The sequence below is a fragment of the Streptomyces sp. NPDC090045 genome, from assembly GCF_044747975.1.
Taxonomy (GTDB): domain Bacteria; phylum Actinomycetota; class Actinomycetes; order Streptomycetales; family Streptomycetaceae; genus Streptomyces.
Genome location: NZ_JBIVFA010000001.1, coordinates 214,119 through 233,248 on the forward strand (window position 1 = coordinate 214,119; position 19,130 = coordinate 233,248).

The 19,130-nt window shown below is 71.2% G+C and carries 16 protein-coding genes; 3 read left to right on the forward strand and 13 right to left on the reverse strand.

The features are described from left to right. Window positions 1–10: 10 nt before the first annotated feature. The 10 genes from ACIPYQ_RS01000 to ACIPYQ_RS01045 all read right to left on the reverse strand — a co-directional run bounded on the left by ACIPYQ_RS01000 (window position 11) and on the right by ACIPYQ_RS01045 (window position 13,320). Entirely contained in the window at window positions 11–1,792 is a 1,782-nt protein-coding gene (locus tag ACIPYQ_RS01000) for an IucA/IucC family protein (protein WP_401244999.1), read from the reverse strand. Further along, complete coding sequence (locus ACIPYQ_RS01005; RefSeq protein ID WP_361766560.1) at window positions 1,789–2,382, reverse strand: GNAT family N-acetyltransferase; 594 nt, start codon at window positions 2,380–2,382, stop codon at window positions 1,789–1,791. The genes ACIPYQ_RS01000 and ACIPYQ_RS01005 overlap by 4 nt, the downstream gene beginning before the upstream one ends. Beyond that, complete coding sequence (locus ACIPYQ_RS01010; RefSeq protein ID WP_401245001.1) at window positions 2,379–3,680, reverse strand: lysine N(6)-hydroxylase/L-ornithine N(5)-oxygenase family protein; 1,302 nt, start codon at window positions 3,678–3,680, stop codon at window positions 2,379–2,381. Before ACIPYQ_RS01010 ends, ACIPYQ_RS01005 begins: the two co-directional genes overlap by 4 nt. Continuing rightward, entirely contained in the window at window positions 3,664–5,154 is a 1,491-nt protein-coding gene (locus ACIPYQ_RS01015) for a pyridoxal phosphate-dependent decarboxylase family protein (RefSeq protein WP_401245003.1), read from the reverse strand. Before ACIPYQ_RS01015 ends, ACIPYQ_RS01010 begins: the two co-directional genes overlap by 17 nt. Window positions 5,155–5,302: 148 nt before the next feature. Then, entirely contained in the window at window positions 5,303–6,208 is a 906-nt protein-coding gene (locus tag ACIPYQ_RS01020; protein WP_401245005.1) for a siderophore-interacting protein, read from the reverse strand. Between the two features lie 72 nt (window positions 6,209–6,280). Continuing rightward, entirely contained in the window at window positions 6,281–7,321 is a 1,041-nt protein-coding gene (locus ACIPYQ_RS01025; protein WP_401245007.1) for an ABC transporter substrate-binding protein, read from the reverse strand. A 151-nt stretch (window positions 7,322–7,472) separates the two neighbouring features. After that, the gene (locus tag ACIPYQ_RS01030; RefSeq protein ID WP_401245009.1) at window positions 7,473–8,633 is read right to left on the reverse strand and encodes an acyl-CoA dehydrogenase family protein; all 1,161 of its coding nucleotides are present in this window, start codon (window positions 8,631–8,633) and stop codon (window positions 7,473–7,475) included. Window positions 8,634–8,640: 7 nt separating this feature from the next. After that, on the reverse strand, window positions 8,641–9,576 hold the full coding sequence (locus tag ACIPYQ_RS01035) for a hydroxymethylglutaryl-CoA lyase (protein ID WP_401245011.1): 936 nt from the start codon (window positions 9,574–9,576) through the stop codon (window positions 8,641–8,643). After that, the gene (locus tag ACIPYQ_RS01040; RefSeq protein WP_401245013.1) at window positions 9,573–11,687 is read right to left on the reverse strand and encodes a biotin carboxylase N-terminal domain-containing protein; all 2,115 of its coding nucleotides are present in this window, start codon (window positions 11,685–11,687) and stop codon (window positions 9,573–9,575) included. Before ACIPYQ_RS01040 ends, ACIPYQ_RS01035 begins: the two co-directional genes overlap by 4 nt. Before the next feature lie 16 nt (window positions 11,688–11,703). Further along, complete coding sequence (locus ACIPYQ_RS01045) at window positions 11,704–13,320, reverse strand: carboxyl transferase domain-containing protein (RefSeq protein WP_401245015.1); 1,617 nt, start codon at window positions 13,318–13,320, stop codon at window positions 11,704–11,706. Between the two features lie 112 nt (window positions 13,321–13,432). Here ACIPYQ_RS01045 and ACIPYQ_RS01050 point away from each other — a divergent pair, with 112 nt between their 5' ends. The 3 genes from ACIPYQ_RS01050 to ACIPYQ_RS01060 are packed head-to-tail and all read left to right on the forward strand — an operon-like array spanning window position 13,433 to window position 15,785. Then, complete coding sequence (locus tag ACIPYQ_RS01050) at window positions 13,433–14,011, forward strand: TetR/AcrR family transcriptional regulator (RefSeq protein WP_401245017.1); 579 nt, start codon at window positions 13,433–13,435, stop codon at window positions 14,009–14,011. A 56-nt stretch (window positions 14,012–14,067) separates the two neighbouring features. After that, on the forward strand, window positions 14,068–14,874 hold the full coding sequence (locus tag ACIPYQ_RS01055) for a phosphatase (RefSeq protein ID WP_401245019.1): 807 nt from the start codon (window positions 14,068–14,070) through the stop codon (window positions 14,872–14,874). A 53-nt stretch (window positions 14,875–14,927) separates the two neighbouring features. Next, a complete protein-coding gene (locus tag ACIPYQ_RS01060; RefSeq protein WP_401245021.1) occupies window positions 14,928–15,785 on the forward strand; it encodes a DUF4253 domain-containing protein in 858 nt (285 codons plus the stop codon). A gap of 19 nt (window positions 15,786–15,804) precedes the next feature. Here ACIPYQ_RS01060 and ACIPYQ_RS01065 read toward each other — a convergent pair whose 3' ends face one another. The 3 genes from ACIPYQ_RS01065 to ACIPYQ_RS01075 form a co-directional block, all read right to left on the reverse strand. After that, on the reverse strand, window positions 15,805–16,683 hold the full coding sequence (locus ACIPYQ_RS01065) for an acyl-CoA thioesterase II (protein ID WP_361757117.1): 879 nt from the start codon (window positions 16,681–16,683) through the stop codon (window positions 15,805–15,807). Between the two features lie 40 nt (window positions 16,684–16,723). Next, window positions 16,724–17,881 carry an acyl-CoA dehydrogenase family protein gene (locus ACIPYQ_RS01070; protein ID WP_030840472.1) on the reverse strand — a complete coding sequence of 386 codons (1,158 nt, stop codon included), beginning with the start codon at window positions 17,879–17,881 and terminating at the stop codon, window positions 16,724–16,726. A gap of 154 nt (window positions 17,882–18,035) precedes the next feature. Beyond that, window positions 18,036–19,127, reverse strand: coding sequence for an FUSC family protein (locus ACIPYQ_RS01075; RefSeq protein WP_401245024.1), 1,092 nt, complete (start codon window positions 19,125–19,127; stop codon window positions 18,036–18,038). Between the last annotated feature and the right edge of the window lie 3 nt (window positions 19,128–19,130).

Below are 19,130 nucleotides of genomic sequence, written 5' to 3' on the forward strand. Positions count from 1 at the left end.
CGACCCCCGGTCACCGCCGGGCGAAGGCCGCGACGGGGTTCTTGAGGGTGCCGATCAGCTGCAGGGCGGCGGACGGGTCGGAGAGATCGACCATCTGCTTGTTGTTGCGCAGCTGGAGGCGGTTCAGGCAGGACAGCTGGAACTCCTCCGCGAACAGGTCGTACCGCGCGAAGCGCTCCGCGAGCTGCGGCATCGACTCCTGGTACGCGTGGCCGCAGTCGGCCACCGCCTGCCAGAAGGTGTCCTCCTCGCAGATGCCCTCCGTCGCCAGGATCGGGCCCAGGAAGCGGAAGAAGCAGTCGAAGACGTCCGTGAAGACGGACAGCAGCTTCATGTCCTCCGGGATGTCGGCCTTGATGCGCTCGACCGCCGGCGGCAGGACCGCGTCCGGGTCCATGATCACGATCTCCTCGGCGATGTCCTTGAAGATCGCCCGCTTCACCACGCCGCCCTCGATGACGAGGATCGTGTTCTCGCCGTGCGGCATGTACGCGAGGTCGTACTGGTAGAAGCAGTGCAGGAGCGGGACCAGGTAGGCCCGCAGGTAGTGGCGCAGCCACTCCGCCGGGGTCAGGCCCGATTCCTCGATCAGGGCGCCGACGAAGGACTTGCCCTCGGCGTCGACGTGCAGGAGCGAGGCCATGGTGGCGAGCCGCTCGTCGCCCTTGAGGGAGCCGACGGGGGACTCGCGCCACAGCGCGGCCAGCATCTTGCGGTACGGGGAGTAGCGGTCGGTGGCGCGCTCGTACTGGCGGTGGTGGTAGCCGATCGCCGCGCGCTCGCGGATGATCGAGAAGTCCACCGACTGCAGGACCTCGTCGCCCTCGATCAGCTGGTGCAGCCAGTCGTTGATGGCCGGCGTGGCCTCCATGTAGGCGGCCGAGAGCCCGCGCATGAAGCCCATGTTGAGGACCGAGATGGCCGTCTTGACGTAGTGCTTCTCCGGCGCGCTCTGGTTGAAGAACGTACGGATCGACTGCTGCGCCAGGTACGCGTCCGAGCCCTCGCCCAGCAGCACGAGGCGGCGGTTGGCGATCTCGGCGGCGAAGGTGACCGTGGTCTTGTTCCACCACTGCCAGGGGTGGACCGGCAGCAGGTGGTAGTCGGCCAGGTCCAGGCCCAGCGCCTCCAGCTGCGCCGCGAAGCCGGCGATCGTCTCCTCGCCCAGCTCGGCGCGGACGAAGGAGTCGTGGTCCAGGCCCGCGCCCGCCGTGAAGGTGGAGACGTCCTTGCGGGCCGCCACCCACACCAGGTGGACCGGGCTCGCCGTCTCCGGGGCGTACGAGAGGTACTCGTGCACGCCGAAGCCGAGGCGGCCGTTGTTCGCCACGAAGCAGGGGTGGCCCTCGGTCATGCCCGTCTCGATGTCCTGGAAGGAGGACTTCGCGAGGACGTCGGAGGAGATCTGCGGCTTCGTGTACTTGTAGCCCGTGCCGGCCAGGGTGGAGGAGATCTCCTCCAGGTAGACGGGCAGGACCTCCGCGCTCAGGCCCAGCGTCTCGCGCAGCTCGATGTGGAAGTCGAGGGCGTCCAGCGGGAGCTCGGCGCCGTCCTGCAGTCGGGTGACCGAGGACTCGTCCACCGACCAGTGGTCGAGGGCGTGCAGGACGGCCTTGAAGCGGTACTCCACCGTGGAGTCGTCGCTCGGGACCGAGTACCAGGAGTCGCCCAGCGGCTTCGGCGTCAGGAGGCGTTCGTGGGAGAACTCCGCGAGGCCCTTGCGGACCAGCGCGCGGTTCGCGCGGGCCCACAGCTCCGGGGAGAGGTGGGAGACGGCGTCGGCCAGGCTCATATCGACACTTCCTGGGTGATGCCGGTGGCTGCTTCGAACTGGGCGCGGGTGCAGAAGCTGAGGAGGGCTTCCTTCTCCGGCTTCTGGATCTCGCGCTCGGGGGCGAAACCGACCACCGCGTTGAGGGCGTGCACCGCCGTGTTGCGGACGTCCGGCTCGACGACGACCCGCTCCGTCTCCTCGTCGGCGAAGAGGGCGGCCATCACGGTGGTGATCACGGCGCGGGTGAAGCCGCTGAGCGGCTGGTCGCTGGGCGCGACGAGGAAGTGCATGCCGACGTCGCCGGGCTGGGCGTCGTACAGGCCGACCAGTTCCAGCTCGCTCGGGTCGTAGCTCTCCATCAGGAAGGCCGGGCGGCCCTCGTGGAGGCCGATGAAGGCGTGGTGGTGCTCGTGCGCGGCGATCCGCATGTACTCGCGCTCGACGTCCGGCAGGGAGGCGTCCTGCATCATCCAGAACGAGGCCTTGGGGTGCGTGACCCAGCCGTGGAGCAGCTCCGCGTCGGCGAAGGGGTCCAGCGGGCGGATGGCGAAGGTCCCGAGGGCCGCGTCGGTGCGGCTGAAGAGGATCTCACCGGTGGTGGTGCTCATGCGTGCGTGCCTTCCGGGGCGGCGAACTGCTGGAACGCGATGGACTTCTCGACCTTGTAGTACTCGCGGCCGAGGAGTTCGCCCACGATGTAGGCGTTGCGGTACGCGGCCATGCCCAGGTCGGGCGAGGTCAGGGAGTGGTTGTGGGTCGTGCCGTTCTGGAGGTACACCCCGCGGCCCGTGGTGTCGACGCTGTAGTTGCGGCCGGCGTCGAGGCGGCCGTGGCCGTCGAAGTTCAGCCGGTCGCGCACCGGGGCGAGGAACTCGGGCACCTGGTACTTGTAGCCGGTGGCCAGGACCAGGCCCTCGGAGGCGAGGGTGAAGTCCCGCTCCTGCTCCTCCTGGCGCAGCCCCAGGGTGTAGGTGCCCGTGGTGGTGTCGTACGCCGTGCTGTTCAGCGAGGTGTTGGTCAGCAGGGTGGTCGGGACCGCGCCCGGCATGGTGATCTTCTTCTGGTAGAGCAGGTCGAAGATGGCGTTGATCAGGTCGCCGTCGATGCCCTTGAAGAGGTTCTTCTGCTGGGTCTCCAGCCGGTAGCGGGTGTCCTCGGGGAGGGCGTGGAAGTAGTCCACGTACTCGGGGGAGGTCATCTCCAGCGTCAGCTTCGTGTACTCCAGCGGGAAGAACCGCGGGGAGCGCGTGACCCAGTTGAGCTGGTAGCCGTACGTGTTGATCTCGGCGAGGAGGTCGTAGTAGATCTCGGCCGCGCTCTGGCCGGAGCCGATCAGCGTGATGGACTTCTTCTTCTGCAGCTCCGCCTTGTTCTGCATGTAGACGGAGTTGTGCAGGAAGTCGCCGCCGAGGCCCTCGCAGGACTGGGGGACGTGCGGCGGGGTGCCGGTGCCCAGGACCAGGCGGCGGGCCCGGTGGGTTTCGCCCTTGTCCGTGTGGACCTCGTACAGGCCGGCCTGCTCGTCGTAGGTGACCTCGGTGACCGAGGTGGACCACCGGACGTTGTCGAGGCGGTCGGCGGCCCAGCGGCAGTAGTCGTTGTACTCGGCGCGCAGCGGGTAGAAGTTCTCCCGGATGTAGAACGAGTACAGCCGGTCCTGGTCCTTCAGGTAGTTCAGGAAGGAGAAGGGCGACGTCGGGTCGGCGAGGGTGACGAGGTCCGACATGAACGGCGTCTGCAGGTGCGCGCCGTCCAGGAACATCCCCGCGTGCCACTCGAAGTGCGGCTTCGACTCGATGAACAGGCCGTTCAGTTCGCCGATCGGCGCGGTGAGGCACGCGAGTCCCAGGTTGAAGGGACCGAGGCCGATACCGATGAAGTCGTGGGGCTCAGTGGTGGACGGCAAGGGATTCTCCCAGGAACTGCTCGGCGTGTGCGGCGAGGAGGTCGAGGACGGCAGCGATGTCGGCCGTCGTGGTCTGCGGGTTGAGGAGGGTGAACTTCAGGTACTGCTTCCCGTCCACCTTCGTCCCGGCGACGACGGCCTCGCCGGAGGCGAAGAGCGCCTTGCGGGCGTGGAGCTGGGCCTCGTCCAGAAGGTCGGCGGGGACCTCCCCGCCGGGCAGGAAGCGGAAGACGAGGGTGGAGATCTGCGGCTTGACGACGACCTCGAAGCGCGGGTCGGCGTCGATGATGTCCCAGCCGGCCGCGGCCAGGTCGATGACCTCGTCGAAGAGCGAGCCGACGCCGTCGGCGCCCATGACGCGCAGGGTCATCCAGAGCTTGAGCGCGTCGAAGCGGCGCGTGGTCTGGATGGACTTGTCGACCTGGTTGGGGATCCGCTCCTCGGCCATGCGGCGCGGGTTGAGGTAGTCCGCGTGGTACGTGGCGTGCTTGAGGGTGTCGCGGTCGCGGACCAGCATCGCGCTGGAGCTGACCGGCTGGAAGAACGACTTGTGGTAGTCGACCGTGACCGAGTCGGCGTGCTCGATGCCGTCGAGGAGGTGCCGGCGGGTGGGGGAGACCAGCAGTCCGCAGCCGTAGGCGGCGTCCACGTGCATCCACGCGGAGTGCTCGGCCGTCAGGCGGGCGATCTCGGGGAGCGGGTCGATGGACCCGAAGTCGGTGGTGCCGGCGGTGGCGACGACGGCCATGGGGAAGAGGCCCTCGGCGGCGCACTCCTCCAGCTCCAGGGCGAGCACGGCGGTGTCCATCCGGCGGTTGCGGTCGACCGGGACGGAGATGACGGCCTCGTAGCCGAGCCCGAGCATGGCGGCCGACTTCTGCACGCTGAAGTGGCTGGCCTCCGAGGTGAAGATGCGCAGCTTCGGGAGGAGTTCGGCCTTGGTGAGCTCGCGTCCCTCGTCGAGGGCCTTCTTCATGACGATGCGGCAGGCCTCGTCGCGGGCGAGGAGCAGGGCGTGGAAGTTGGACTGGCTGCCACCGGAGGTGAAGATGCCGTCCGCGGCGGGGCCCAGGCCGATGCGCTCGGTGGTCCAGGCGATGAGACGGCGCTCGATCAGCGTGCCGCCGATCGACTGGTCCCAGGTGTCGAGGGAGGAGTTGACGGCCGAGAGGACCGCCTCGCCGAGCACCGCGGGGATCACGACGGGGCAGTTGAGGTGCCCGAGGTAGCGCGGGTGGTGGAAGTACACCGCGTCGCGCAGGTAGACGTCCTCCAGCTCGTCCAGGACGGCGGCCGCGTCAGCGAGCGGCTTGTCCAGGTCGATCCCGTTGATGACCGGGGCGAGTTCGTCGACGGATATACCGGTGTGGGGCCGCTCCGTGGTCGCGAGTTTGGCGGCGACACGGTCGACGCCCTCGGTGACGGAACGCCGGTAGAGGTCCGCAGTCGTCTCATTCAGCAGATGCGAGCGCATCAACTTTCCTCCGGGCAGGGGGAGAAGGGGAGGGTGGGGTGTCTGATGTTTAGGTTAGCCTAACCTAAGCCAATAAGCCAAATGAAGATGGGCCCTGGCTGAAAAGCCAGGGCCCATCTCCAACTGCGTTACGGGATGCGGGAGTCCACTAGAGCTCGGACGCCGGGTCCTCGCTCGGGGCCTTGCCGGCGTACGCCTCGGCGAGGAGCTGCTCCTCGCTCGCGCCGAGCCGCCAGTAGCCGGTGAAACGCACCGCGCGGCGGTCGACGGATCGTTCCTGCACGAAGTGGCGGCGCACCGCGCGAATGGTGCCGGCCTCGCCCGCCAGCCAGACGTACGGGACCTCGGCGGCGGGCGGTTCGGCCGAGCGCAGCACGCTCAGCACCTGCTCGGTCCGCTCCCGGCCGTGGCCCTCGCGCACGATCCAGGTGATGTCCGCGTCGGCGAGCGTGTCCAGCGCGATCCGGTCGTCCTCGTGCGGGACCTCGAACCAGGCCCGGACCCGGGTCCCGGCCGCCAGCCGGTCCAGGATCGCGGCCGCGGCCGGCAGGGCGGTCTCGTCCGCGTACATCCAGATCGCGTCGGTGGCGGCCGGCGGCTGGAAGCGTACGGACTTGTTCTCCGCGACGGCCGGGCCGATCGCCATGATCCGGCGGCCGGCGACCGCGTGACCGGCCCAGCGGGAGGCCGGCGACGCATCCCCGTGCAGGACGAAGTCGATGTCGACCTCGTCCACCCCCTCGGGCGTACGGCGTTGCTCGCGCACCGTGTACGAGCGCATCACCGGCCGCTCCTCGTCCGGCATTCCGCGCCAGGCGGCGAACCAGGTGTCCTCGTCCGTGGACGGGAGCACGGTGTGCTCCTGGCCGGACGGGGGCAGGAAGAGCGACAGGCTCTGGTCGAAGCCGCCCGAGCGGAAGCCCGCGAGGGACTCCCCGCCGAACGTGACCCGCAGGAACGAGTGGCCGAGGCGGCGGGTGCGGACCACTTCGAGCGCGAAGAAGCGGAAGTGGGCGACGGCCGGAGCGGTGTCGTCGGACGCGGTGACGGTCATGCGGAGGATCCCCCTGGAAGTCGGAACGGCCTACGGGCGCCCGGGGTCACCGGGCGCCGCGGGTCGACCGGGTCAGCTGACCTTCTTGGCGTTCTGGATGGACTTCGCGAGGTCCTCGAGGAGCTGGGCGCACTTGGCGTACGAGAAGATCGGCTCGGTGACGCGCGGGGTGATCTGGCCGGCCTTGACCGCCGGGAGCTCGGCCCACGTGGCCTTCGCCTTCAGCTCCTCCGGCTGCAGGGTGCCGGTGCGGTTGTCGAGCAGGACGACGTCGGCCTTGTACTTGCCGGCGTTCTCCCAGCTGAGGCTCTCGAAGAAGCCGCCCTCGTCCAGCTTCTCCGGGGTGACGAACTCGACGCCGAGCTGCTTGAAGTACTTCAGGTCGGCCGAGGTGTCCGGGGTGGAGACGTAGAACAGGTCGGCGGAGCCGGAGCCCACGAGCACCTTGACGCCCGGGTTGGCCTTGGTGGCCTCGCGCACCTTCGCGGCCGCGGCCTCGAAGCGGGCCTTCGCGTCGACGGTGGTCTTGGCGTTCATGTCGGCGCCGAGGGACTTGGCGAGGTCCGCGGTGCGCTCCAGGGCCTTGTCGAGGGTGACGTCGCCGCCCACCTTGATCGCGGCGGCCGGGGCCAGCTTCAGGATCTTGTCCTTGGAGGCCTCCGGGACGTACCAGTACGTGCCGTCCCAGCTGTTGGTGACGAGCAGCTCGGGCTGGAGGGAGGCGTACTCCTCGACGTTGAACTCGTCGTAGACGTTGCCGATGATCTTGACCTTGGAGATGTCCATCGAGCCGGCCTGGACGTCGGGCTTGCCGTCGGCGGTCTTGGTCGGGCCGAAGACGCCCTTGACCGGGATGCCGTAGTCGTACAGCGCGGCGGCCGTGCCGGTGAAGGCGACGATGTTCTTCGGCTTGGCCTTGGTGCTGACGTCGTTGCCGAGGTCGTCCTTGAAGGTCCAGGGGCCGGAGGCCGCGGCGCCGTTGTCCTTGCCGCCGTCGCCCTTCGCCGAGTCGGTGCCGCCGCCGCACGCGGCGAGCGCCATGACGAGGCCGAGGGCGCCGCCCGCCGCGATGAATCCGCGACGGGTGAGGGAGGAGGTTCGGGACTTGGGCATAATCGATGTCCGTTTTCGTGCGTACCGGGGCGGCCACCAGCGTGCCGTTCGTGAGGAAGGTTAGCCTAACCTTGGCCGAAAACGATAAGGGGGCCCTAAGTTTTTTTCGGGCCCCCTCGTCGTTCCACCGCGAAGCGGACAAGCCCGGCGACTAGGCGGAGAAGCCCAGTTCACGGGCGATCAGCATGCGCTGGACCTCGCTCGTGCCCTCGCCGATCTCCAGGATCTTCGAATCCCGCCACATGCGGGCCACCGGGTACTCGTTCATGAACCCGTAGCCGCCGTGGATCTGGGTCGCCTCACGGGCGTTGTCGACGGCGACCGTCGAGGAGTACAGCTTCGCGATCGCCGCCTCCTTCTTGAAGGGCTCGCCGGCCACCAGCCGGGAGGCCGCGTCGCGCCAGCCGATGCGGGCCATGTGGGCGCGCATCTCCATGTCGGCCAGCTTGAACTGGACGGCCTGGTTGTCGCCGATCGCCTTGCCGAAGGCGTGCCGCTCCTTCGCGTACTTCACCGACTCGTCCACACAGCCCTGCGCGAGCCCGGTCGCGAGCGCCGAGATGGCGATCCGGCCCTCGTCGAGGATCCGCAGGAACTGGGCGTAGCCGCGGCCCTCGGCGCCCACGAGGTTGGCGAGGGGCACCCGTACGCCGTCGAAGGACAGTTCACGGGTGTCCGAGGCGTTCCAGCCCACCTTGGAGTAGGGGGCGGCCACCGTGAAGCCCGGGGTGCCGGACGGGACGATGATCGAGGAGATCTCCGGGCGGCCGTCCGCCTTGCGACCCGTCACGGCGGTGACCGTGACCAGACCGGTGATGTCCGTACCGGAGTTGGTGATGAAGCACTTCGAGCCGTTGATGACCCACTCGTCGCCGTCCTTGACGGCGGTGGTGCGGGTGCCGCCGGCGTCGGAGCCCGCGCCGGGCTCGGTCAGGCCGAAGGCGCCGAGGATCTCGCCGGAGCACATCCTCGGCAGCCACTCCCGCTTCTGCTCCTCCGAGCCGAAGAGGTAGATCGGCATGGCACCGAGGGAGACCCCGGCCTCCAGGGTGATGGCGACCGAGGAGTCGACGCGGGCCAGCTCCTCCAGGGCGATGCCGAGGGCGAGGTAGTCGCCGCCCATGCCGCCGTACTCCTCCGGGAAGGGCAGGCCGAACAGGCCCATGCGGCCCATCTCGGCGACGATCTCGTAGGGGAACTCGTGCCGCTCGTACAGGTCGCCGATCTTCGGCGCGACCACGTCGTGCGCGAACGCCTCGACGGTACGGCGGAGTTCCTCGTGCTCAGGGGTGAGCCGGTGGTCGAGGGACATGGTGTGACTACTCCTTGTGGGAGAGGGCGCGGACGGTACGTGAGGGGCTGGGACGCCCCAGCTGTTCGGCCATCCACACGCTCGTGGCGGTGAGGGCGGCCAGGTCGACCCCGGTCTCGATGCCGAGGCCGTCGAGCATCCACACCAGGTCCTCGGTCGCGAGATTGCCGGTGGCGCTCTTCGCGTACGGGCATCCGCCGAGGCCGCCTGCGGAGGCGTCGACGGTGGTCACGCCGTGCTGGAGCGCGGCGAGGGTGTTGGACAGGGCCTGGCCGTAGGTGTCGTGGAAGTGCACGCCGATGCGGTCGGTGCCGACGCCCGCCTCGTTCAGGCTGGCGAGCAGTTCCTGGACGTGGCCGGGGGTGGCGACGCCGATGGTGTCGCCGAGGCTCAGCTCGTCGCACCCGAGGTCGAGCAGTGCCTTGGCGACCCCTACGACCTGGTGGACCGGGACGGGGCCCTCCCAGGGGTCGCCGAAGCACATCGAGAGATAGCCGCGGACGTGCGCCTCCTCCTGCTTCGCCCGGGCCACCACGGGCTCGAACATGGCGAGGGACTCGGCGACGGTCCGGTTGAGGTTGCGGGCGGCGAAGGTCTCGGTGGCCGAGCCGAAGACGGCGATGCGAGTGGCCCCGAGGGCGAGCGCGCGGTCCAGACCGCGCTCGTTCGGGACGAGGACGGGCAGGGCGACCCCGTCGAGGTCCGCGAGCCGCGGGAACAGCTCCTCGGCGTCGGCCAGCTGCGGAACCCACTTGGGGTGCACGAAGCTGGTGGCCTCGACGGTCGTGAGCCCGGCGGCGGCCAGGCGGTGGATGAACTCCGCCTTCACCTCGGTCGGTACGGCGCTCTTCTCGTTCTGGAGCCCGTCGCGGGCCCCGACCTCGTGGATCCGGACCCGGGCCGGGAGGCCGGGGCCGGGGACGGTCATGGGCAGGCCGGTCATGCGCTCTCCTCCGCATCCGCGTCCGGGGTGACGACGGCCAGGACCTGGTCCATCGCGACCGTGGTGCCGGGGGTCACGTCGAGCTCGGTGACGGTGCCGGCGTGCGGGGCGGAGATGACGTGCTCCATCTTCATGGCCTCGACGACGAGCAGGCTCTGCCCGGCCGCCACCTTGTCGCCGACGGCCACCTTGACGACGGTGACGGTGCCGGGCATGGGGGCGGCCAGTGTGTCGGCCCCGGTCCTTCCGCCGCCGCTGAGGTTCGCGGCGACGGGGTCGTACGTCTGGACGTGCCAGCTGTCTCCGTCGCGGCCGAGCCAGGTCCCCTCCGGGGAGGTGGCGTGGCTGAACGTGTGCGTCACGCCGTCCAGTTCGACGGTGACGCGGTCGGTGGTGCGGGTGAGGATCCGGCCGCGGGCCGGTGTCCCGGGGGCGCTGCCCCCGGACCCCCGCGCCTCAAACGCCGGCGAGGCTGAATTGGCCCCGGCCGCATCGATCAGCAGCTCGTGGTCGGTGCCCAGGGGGCGGGTGCGGACCTTTACGGCGTCCTGGCCAGAGAGACGGAAGTGACGCACCGTCCAGGCAGGGGTGCCGCCCAGGCGCCAGCCATCGGCGGTGTCGAAGGGGTCGACCCATCCGTCCGGCCTGGCCGAAACTCCCAGCCCCGCCGGCGTTTGAGGCGCGGGTCCGGGCAGAGCCCGGGGACCCTGCGCCAGCAGGGCAGCAGTGGCGTATACCTCGTCCGGGACGCCCTCCGGCAGGAGGGAGGGGAGGTCGCGCTCCACCAGCCCGGTGTCCAGGTCGCCCGAGACCACGTCCGGGTGGGCCAGCAGGCGACGCAGGAAACCGGCGTTGGTCTGGACACCCAGGATCACGGTGTCCGCCAGAGCCCCCCGCAGCAAGCGCAGCGCACTGGCCCGGTCGGGCCCGTACGCGATGACCTTCGACAGCATCGGGTCGTACGTGGAGCCCACCGGCACGCCCGCCGTCAGCCCCGAATCCGTGCGCACCGCGCCGCCGTCCGGCTCCGAGAGGGCCAGGACCGTACCGCCGGACGGCAGGAACCCGCGCGCCGGGTCCTCCGCGCAGACGCGGGCCTCGATGGCGTGCCCGGTCAGCGTCACCTCGGACTGGTCGAAGCCCAGCGGGGCGCCGGCCGCCACCCGGATCTGCTGCTCCACCAGGTCCAGGCCGGTGATCAGCTCCGTCACCGGGTGCTCGACCTGGAGGCGGGTGTTCATCTCCATGAAGTAATAGGAGGACGGGTCGCCGCCCGGGACGATGAACTCCACCGTGCCCGCGCCGACGTAGCCGCAGGAGCGGGCCGCGTCGACCGCCGCCGCGCCCATCGCCGCCCGGGTCTTCTCGTCGAGCAGGACCGACGGCGCCTCCTCGATCACCTTCTGGTGCCGGCGCTGCAGCGAGCACTCGCGCTCGCCGAGGTGCACCACGTTCCCGTGGGCGTCCGCCAGTACCTGGATCTCGATGTGCCGGGGCCGGTCGATCCACCGCTCCACGAGGAGCGTGTCGTCGCCGAAGGAGGAGCGGGCCTCGCGGCGGGCCGCCGCGATCTCCTCGGCCAGGACCGCCTCGTCGCGGACCAGCCGCATGCCCTTGCCGCCGCCGCCCGCCGAGGGCTTCAGCAGCACCGGCATGCCGATCTCCGTGGAGGCCGCGACCAGTTCGGCGTCCGTCAGCCCGCTCCCCGAGGAGCCGGGCACGACCGGAACCCCGGCGGCCTTCACCGTCTCCTTCGCGCGGATCTTGTCGCCCATCAGGGAGATGGCGGAGGCCGGCGGCCCGATGAAGGCCAGCCCGGCGTCCGCGCAGGCCTGGGCGAAGGCCGCGTTCTCGGCGAGGAAGCCGTAGCCCGGGTGGACCGCCTCGGCGCCCGTGCGCCGGGCGGCGTCGAGGAGCCGCTCCACCGACAGGTAGCTCTCGGCGGCCGCGGCCGGGCCGATGCGGACGGCCGTGTCGGCCTCCCGTACGTGACGGGCGTCCGCGTCGGCGTCGCTGAAGACGGCCACGGAGCGGATGCCGAGCTGCCGCAGCGTGCGGATGACCCGGACCGCGATCTCGCCGCGGTTCGCGACCAGAACAGTGCTGAACATCAGTGAGGTCCTCACGTCACATACGGAAGATGCCGAAGCCCGAGTCGCCCAGCGGGGCGTTCGCGCACGCGGTCAGGGCCAGTCCCAGCACCTGCCGGGTCTCCATGGGGTCGATGACCCCGTCGTCCCACAGCCGCGCCGTGGCGTAGTAGGCGCTGCCCTGCTCCTCGTACTGCGCGCGGACCGGGGCCTTGAAGGCCTCCTCGTCCTCGGCCGGCCACTCCTGGCCCGCGCCCTCGATCTGGTCGCGCTTGACGGTGGCGAGGACCGAGGCCGCCTGCTCGCCGCCCATCACGGAGATCTTGGCGTTGGGCCACATCCACAGGAAGCGGGGCGAGTACGCCCGGCCGCACATCGAGTAGTTGCCGGCGCCGTACGAACCGCCGACCACCACGGTCAGCTTCGGGACCCGGGCGCAGGCCACCGCCGTCACCATCTTGGCGCCGTGCTTGGCGATGCCGCCCGCCTCGTAGTCCCGGCCGACCATGAAGCCCGAGATGTTCTGGAGGAAGAGGAGCGGGATCCCGCGCTGGTCGCACAGCTCGATGAAGTGGGCGCCCTTCTGGGCGGATTCGGCGAACAGGATGCCGTTGTTGGCGATGATCCCGACCGGGTGTCCGTGGATCCGGGCGAAGCCGGTGACCAACGTCTGGCCGAACTCGGACTTGAACTCCTGGAAGCGGGACCCGTCCACGATCCGCGCGATGATCTCGCGGGCGTCGTACGGGGTGCGCGAGTCGACGGGGACCGCGCCGTACAGCCCGTACGGGTCCACCTTCGGCTCTTCCGGGGCCTCGACCGACCAGGGCAGGGCCCCGCGCTCGGGGAGGGTCGCCACGATGTTCCGTACGATCCGCAGCGCGTGCGCGTCGTCCTCCGCGAGGTGGTCGGTCACGCCGGAGATCCGGGAGTGGACCTCGCCGCCGCCGAGCTCCTCGGCCGTGACCACCTCGCCGGTGGCGGCCTTCACCAGCGGCGGGCCACCGAGGAAGATCGTGCCCTGGTTGCGGACGATGACGGCCTCGTCGCTCATGGCCGGTACGTACGCCCCGCCCGCGGTGCAGGAGCCGAGGACGGCGGCGATCTGCGGGATGCCGGCCCCCGACATGCGCGCCTGGTTGTAGAAGATGCGGCCGAAGTGCTCCCGGTCGGGGAAGACCTCGTCCTGCATCGGCAGGAAGGCGCCGCCCGAATCGACCAGGTAGAGGCAGGGGAGACGGTTCTCCAGGGCCACCTCCTGGGCGCGCAGGTGCTTCTTGACGGTCATCGGGTAGTACGTGCCGCCCTTGACGGTGGCGTCGTTCGCGACGATCACGCACTCGCGGCCGCTGACCCGGCCGATGCCCGCGATGACCCCGGCGGCGGGGGCCGCGCCCCCGTACATGCCCTCGGCGGCCAGCGGGGCCAGCTCCAGGAAGGGCGATCCGGGGTCGAGGAGGGTGTCCACGCGGTCGCGCGGAAGGAGCTTGCCCCGGGCGGTGTGGCGGGCGCGGGCCTTCTCGCCGCCGCCGAGCCGGGCCGCGTCGAGCCGGGCGCGGAGGCCCTCGGTCAGCTCGCGGTGGGCGGCCTCGTTGGTCCGCCAGGCCTCGGACGCCGGGTCCGCGGCGCTCGTCAGCACTGGTGCCTGCTGCATCGGTCGAGCTCCCTTGCTCGTTCCACTTGCTCGGTACACGCTGTTAATAAGCGTTAACGCCTGTACGGCCTAGGTTAACGAGCGCTAACGGCCCTGTCTAGAATGGTTTCCCATGAGCACCAGAGCGGCCGCCCCCACCCGTCGCGAGCAGATCCTCAGTGAGGCTGCCCGTCTCTTCGCCGCGCGCGGATTCCACGGTGTCGGCGTCGACGAGATAGGCGCCGCGGTGGGCATCAGCGGCCCCGGCCTCTACCGGCACTTCGCGGGCAAGGACGCCATGCTCGCGGAGCTGCTCGTCGGCATCAGCGAGCGGCTGCTGACCGGCGGCCGCCACCGGGTGGCGGAGGCGGCGGGCGCCCCGGAGCGGGTCCTGTCCTCCCTCATCGACGGGCACATCGACTTCGCGCTCGACGACCGGGCGCTGATCACCCTCCACGACCGGGAGCTCGACCGGCTGCGCGAGGCCGACCGCAAGCTCGTGCGGCAGCTGCAGCGCCAGTACGTGGAGCTGTGGGTGGAGGTCGTACGGGAACTGCACCCGGAGGTCGGCGAGGCGGAGGTGCGCGTCTCCGTGCACGCGGTCTTCGGCCTGCTGAACTCCACCCCCCGCCTGGCGGCCCTGGGGCGGGAGGCGACGGAGTCGCTGCTGCGCCGGCTCGCACACGGGGCGTTCGGAGCGCTGTCGGCATGAGCCGGGGCGTCCGCCGATCGGAATGGACGCGCCGACTCCGCCCGCGCGGCGGCAGAATGGCCCGTATGCCGAAGCCGATAGAGACGCCGAGCCGTGCCGAACTCATCGACCATCTGGTCCGCACGCGGATCGCGGGACAGGTCGCGACCCCGCGCGAGAACAACCTGAGCCACTACCGCAAGCTCGCCAACGGCGACCGGCACTACTGGCTGGGCCTGGAGCTGGGCGACCGGTGGGCGGACGAGCAGGACGTGCTCGCGGTGATGGCGGAGCGGTGCGGGGTCGTGGACGACCCGGCGTTCCGGTACGGCCAGGACACCATCGACCCGGAGCTCACCGTGGCGGGCCTGGACCGGCTGGCGGCACGGCTGCGCAAGGCGGCGCTGGACCGGCAGAGCGTCCTGTTCGCCACCGGGCACCCGGGCGGGCTGCTGGACGTCCACCGGGCCACGGCGGCGGCCCTGCGCGCCGCGGGCTGCGAGATCGTCGTCATCCCCTCGGGCCTGACGGCCGACGAGGGCTCCGTGTGGCAGTTCGCCGACGTCGCGGTCCTGGAGCGGGGCGCCACGCTCTGGCACACCCACTCGCCGGAGCCGATGGCCGCGATCCTGGACGGCCTGACGGCCGAGAACCGCCCGCAGCCGGACCTGGTCGTCGCCGACCACGGCTGGGCGGGCTGCGCGGCCCAGCGCGGCCTGGACGCGGTCGGCTACGCCGACTGCAACGACCCGGCCCTCTTCCTCGGCGAGGCCGAGGGCACCCTCCAGGTGGCGATCCCCCTGGACGACCACGTCCGCGACCCGCGCCACTACGACCCGATGGTGGCGTACTTGCTGAACGCGGCGGGCCTGCAGGGCGCATGACGACGTAGGCGGCGGAAGGCCCCGTTGTCAGTGGCGGCCGTTACGTTCGGGTCATGGTGAAGCCTGCGAAGACGCGCAATCCGCTGTCCGTGCTGGTCGGCGATCCCCAAGGGCGGTCCCTGGGGCTGGACTTGCCGCCGGGGGCGGTCATCGACAGGCCCGGGCGGAGACGGTGGGGGCAGGCGGCGGAGCCGCTGCTGTGGGTGTCCGGCGAGAGCGTGGGCGTCGGTGCGCTCGCCGCGCACCGCGGCCCGGCACTCGCGGCCGCCGGGCTGCAGGCGGTGCTGTTCCAGGGCCGCCGCGGGCTCGAACGGTGGTGGGAGGAGCGGGAGTTCGTGCCGGATCGGATGTCCGACCCCGATGACCACCACGTCGAGCCGGTGCTGCGCGAGTTCTGGAGCAGGGTGGTCCCCGACCCCGAGGAGGGTGAGGAGGGCGAGGAGATCGTCGCGCCCTTCGGCAGGAGCTGGCCCGGGCTCGCGGAGTCGGGGGGCGCGGGGGAGGGCGGGCCGGATCCGGAGGCCGCCGCCTGTGAGCTGGCGGACGAGCTGATCGGGAGCGGTTTCCTGCCGAGCCCGCGGCTCGCGCTGGTCCCCGCCGGCCGCGGGGCCGACGTGCCCACCGCGCTGGGCTGGGGCGGGCCGACCAACCACGAGAACGACACCGCCCTCATCAGCACCGTCCTGCGCTCCTGGGAGGACCGCTTCGGCGCCCGCCTCGTAGCCCTCGGCTTCGACGAGCTCCACGTGTCCGTGGCGGCCCCGCCGCGCACGGTCGCCCGGGCGCTGCCCGTCGCCGCGGAGCACTTCGCCTTCGCGCCCGACAACATCTGGCAGGGCAGCGGCAGCATCCGCGCCTACGCCGACGAGGCGGTCACCGGCAGCGACCACTGGGGATTCTGGTGGGACTGAGGCCCGCCCGGAGCCGTCCTCACGCCCGCGGGACGCGTACGACACCCTCCTGGATGACCGTCACGGCCAGCCGGCCGTCCTGGGTCCAGATGCGGGCCTGGCCCAGGCCCCGGCCGGCGGCCGCCGAGGGGGACTCCTGGTCGTACAGGAGCCATTCGTCCGCGCGGAACGGACGGTGGAACCACATCGCGTGGTCCAGGGAGGCGCCGACCACGTCGCCCACCGCCCAGCCGCCCCGGCCGTGCGCGAGCAGTACCGAGTCCAGCAGGGTCATGTCGGAGACGTAGGTGGCCAGGCAGGTGTGCAGCAGGGGATCGGCGCTGTCCAGCTTGCCGGCCGTACGGAACCACACCTGCGAGCGCGGCTCCACCGGCTCGCCGACGCTGCCCCAGGGCGGGGTCGTGGCGTAGCGGAGGTCCACCGCCTCGCGGGTCTCGATCAGCCGCTCCACCGTGCCCGGGTCGCGGAAGATCTCCCGGTACGCGGGCAGCGACTCGGCCGCGGTGGGCAGGGACTCCGGGTCCGGGGCCGGCGGCATCGCGACCTGGTGGTCGAGGCCGTCCTCGTACGTCTGGAACGACGCGGAGAGGTGGAAGATCGGCTGGCCGTGCTGGACGGCGACGACGCGGCGCGTGGTGAAGGAGCGTCCGTCGCGGATCCGGTCCACCGAGTACACGATGGGCGCGCCCGTGTCGCCGGTGCGCAGGAAGTACGAGTGCAGCGAGTGCGCGGTGCGGTCCGCGGGGACGGTCCGCCCGGCCGCGACCAGAGCCTGGGCCGCGACCTGACCGCCGAAGACGCGCGGGACCAGCGAAGGCCGGCTGGTGCCGCGGAAGATGTTCTCCTCGATCTGCTCGAGGTCGAGCAGATCGAGGAGCGTCGTCAGTGCCTCGTTCATGGGGGAAGGGTAAGTGCCCCGTGTTTCGCGTCCGGGGCCCTTACAGGCCCATGGACTTGGCGATGATGGACTTCATGATCTCGCTGGTGCCGCCGTAGATGCGGTTGACGCGGTTGTCGGCGTACAGGCGGGCGATCGGGTACTCGTTCATGTAGCCGTAGCCGCCGTGCAGCTGGAGGCAGCGGTCGATGACGCGGTGCGCGACCTCGGTGCAGAACAGCTTCGCGGAGGCGGCCTCGGCCGGGGTCAGCTCGCCGGCGTCCAGGGCCTCCAGGGCGCGGTCGGCGACGGCCTGGGCGGCGTCCACCTCGGCCTGGCAGGCGGCCAGTTCGAACTTGGTGTTCTGGAAGTGCGCGACGGGCTTGCCGAAGACGGTGCGCTCCGTGACGTACTGCTGGGCGAACCGGACGGCCGCGGCGGCCTGGGCGTAGGCGCCGAAGGCGATGCCCCAGCGCTCGGAGGCCAGGTTGTGGCCGAGGTAGTAGAAGCCCTTGCCCTCCTCGCCGAGCAGGTCCTCGACCGGGACCTTCACGTCGACGAACGCCAGCTCGGCGGTGTCGGAGGTCTTCAGGCCCAGCTTGTCGAGCTTGCGGCCGATGGAGTAACCCTCGGACTTGGTGTCCACGGCGAAGAGGGAGATGCCGAAGCGGCGGTCCTCGGCGCTCGGGGCGGAGGTGCGGGCGCAGACGATCACGCGGTCGGCGTGGACGCCGCCGGTGATGAAGGTCTTGGAGCCGTTGAGGACGTAGTGGGTGCCGTCCTCGGAGAGCTTGGCGGTGGTCTTCATGCCCGCGACGTCGGAGCCGGTGCCCGGCTCGGTCATCGCCAGCGCCCACATCTCCTCGCCGGAGACGAACTTCGGCAGGAAGCGCTTCTTCTGCTCGTCGTCGGCGAGCATCTTGATGTAGGGCAGGGCGAGCAGCACGTGCACGCCGGAGCCGCCGAAGTTGACGCCCGCGCGCGAGGTCTCCTCGTACAGGACGGCCTCGAACTTGTGGGTGTCCAGGCCCGCGCCGCCGAACTCCTCGGGGACGTTGATGCCGAAGACGCCCAGCTCGCCGAGCTTGTAGTAGAAGTCGCGCGGCGCCTGTCCGGCGGCGAACCACTCGTCGTAGACGGGGACGACCTCGGCCTCGATGAAGGCGCGGATGGTCTCGCGGAACGCCTCGTGGTCCTCGTTGAACACCGTACGGCGCACGGCCGGCTCCCTTCGGTCGCGGCAGTCCGCCGCCTGAATCTAAGCGCTTGCTCAGATTAAGTTACCGGCGGGTTGTCTCCCGTGTCCAGAGTGGGTGACCGAGCTCATGCGGGGACGGCGGCGCCGTTCGCCCGGTACGGGAACCTCGGTGCGCTCAGCGCGCGGCCGGGTCGAGGTGCTCGGCCAGCGCCTCGTGGGTGAGGTGGAGCCCGGCCCGCAGGACCGCGTCGCGGCGGCCGGGGTGGGCGGCCCGGTGCCGCAGTTCGAGCGCGCGGGCGAGCCGCAGCCGCTGCGCGCAGTCCTCGCCGCGCAGGGCCGCGTCGAGGGCCGAGGCGGTCGCCCCGATGAGCGGCGCCATGGCGCGCAGCGCCTCGTCGGCCCCGCCCGGGGCGGCTCCCGGCTGCTCCTCGCCAGCTCCTCCGCGCTCCCCGCCGCCTGCCACCCGCTCCCCGTCGGCGGACGAGGACCGGATCTCCAGCTCCCGCGCCAGGAACAGCAGGGCCGGCGCCGTCCGCGCGGCCAGCCGCAGCCGGGGGCGGAGCGTGTCCGCCGCCCCGGCCGGGGCCCGCCGTGGCGGCAGGAGCAGCAGGCGCTCCGTCCTGCGGTCCAGCGCGGCGGACAGCTCGTACGGGCGGCGCCACCGGGCGAAGGGATCCGCCGGGGCCGGGCCCGTGGGCCGCCCGGCGGCGGCCCGCGCCGCGACCCGCTCCAGCAGGGCGCCGAGACCGGTGCGGTACTCCTCCAGGCCGCTCGCGGCCTCCCGGTACGGGTCGGGGGGGCACAGCAGCGGGCCGAGGAGCACCACGACGGCGATGCCGACCGCGGTCTCCTCCAGCCGGGCCAGCGGATAGCCCGGCACCGGCGTCGCGTAGATCACGAGGGCGGTGATCAGCACCTGCTGGTTGGGGGAGCCGTTGTGGCTCAGCAGGTACATCCCGGCGCAGGCGCACACGACGAGGACCAGGAACGACAGCGAGCCCGCCGGCAGCCAGTGCAGGACCAGCACGCTCAGCACCACGCCCGCCACCACCCCCGCCAGCCGCTCCAGGGCCAGCCGGGGCGCCGCGAACACGTCGTCGCGCAGGATGAGGACGGCGGGCAGGGCCGCGGGCACGGGGGCCGTGCTCGTGCCGAGCCACACGCACACGAACCAGGGGACGGTCGCGCACACCAGCAGCCGGGCGGCCGGTGCCAGGCGCTCACCGAAAGGGCGGCTCAGAGCCGCCGCGGACGTGCTGCCGAGCATGCG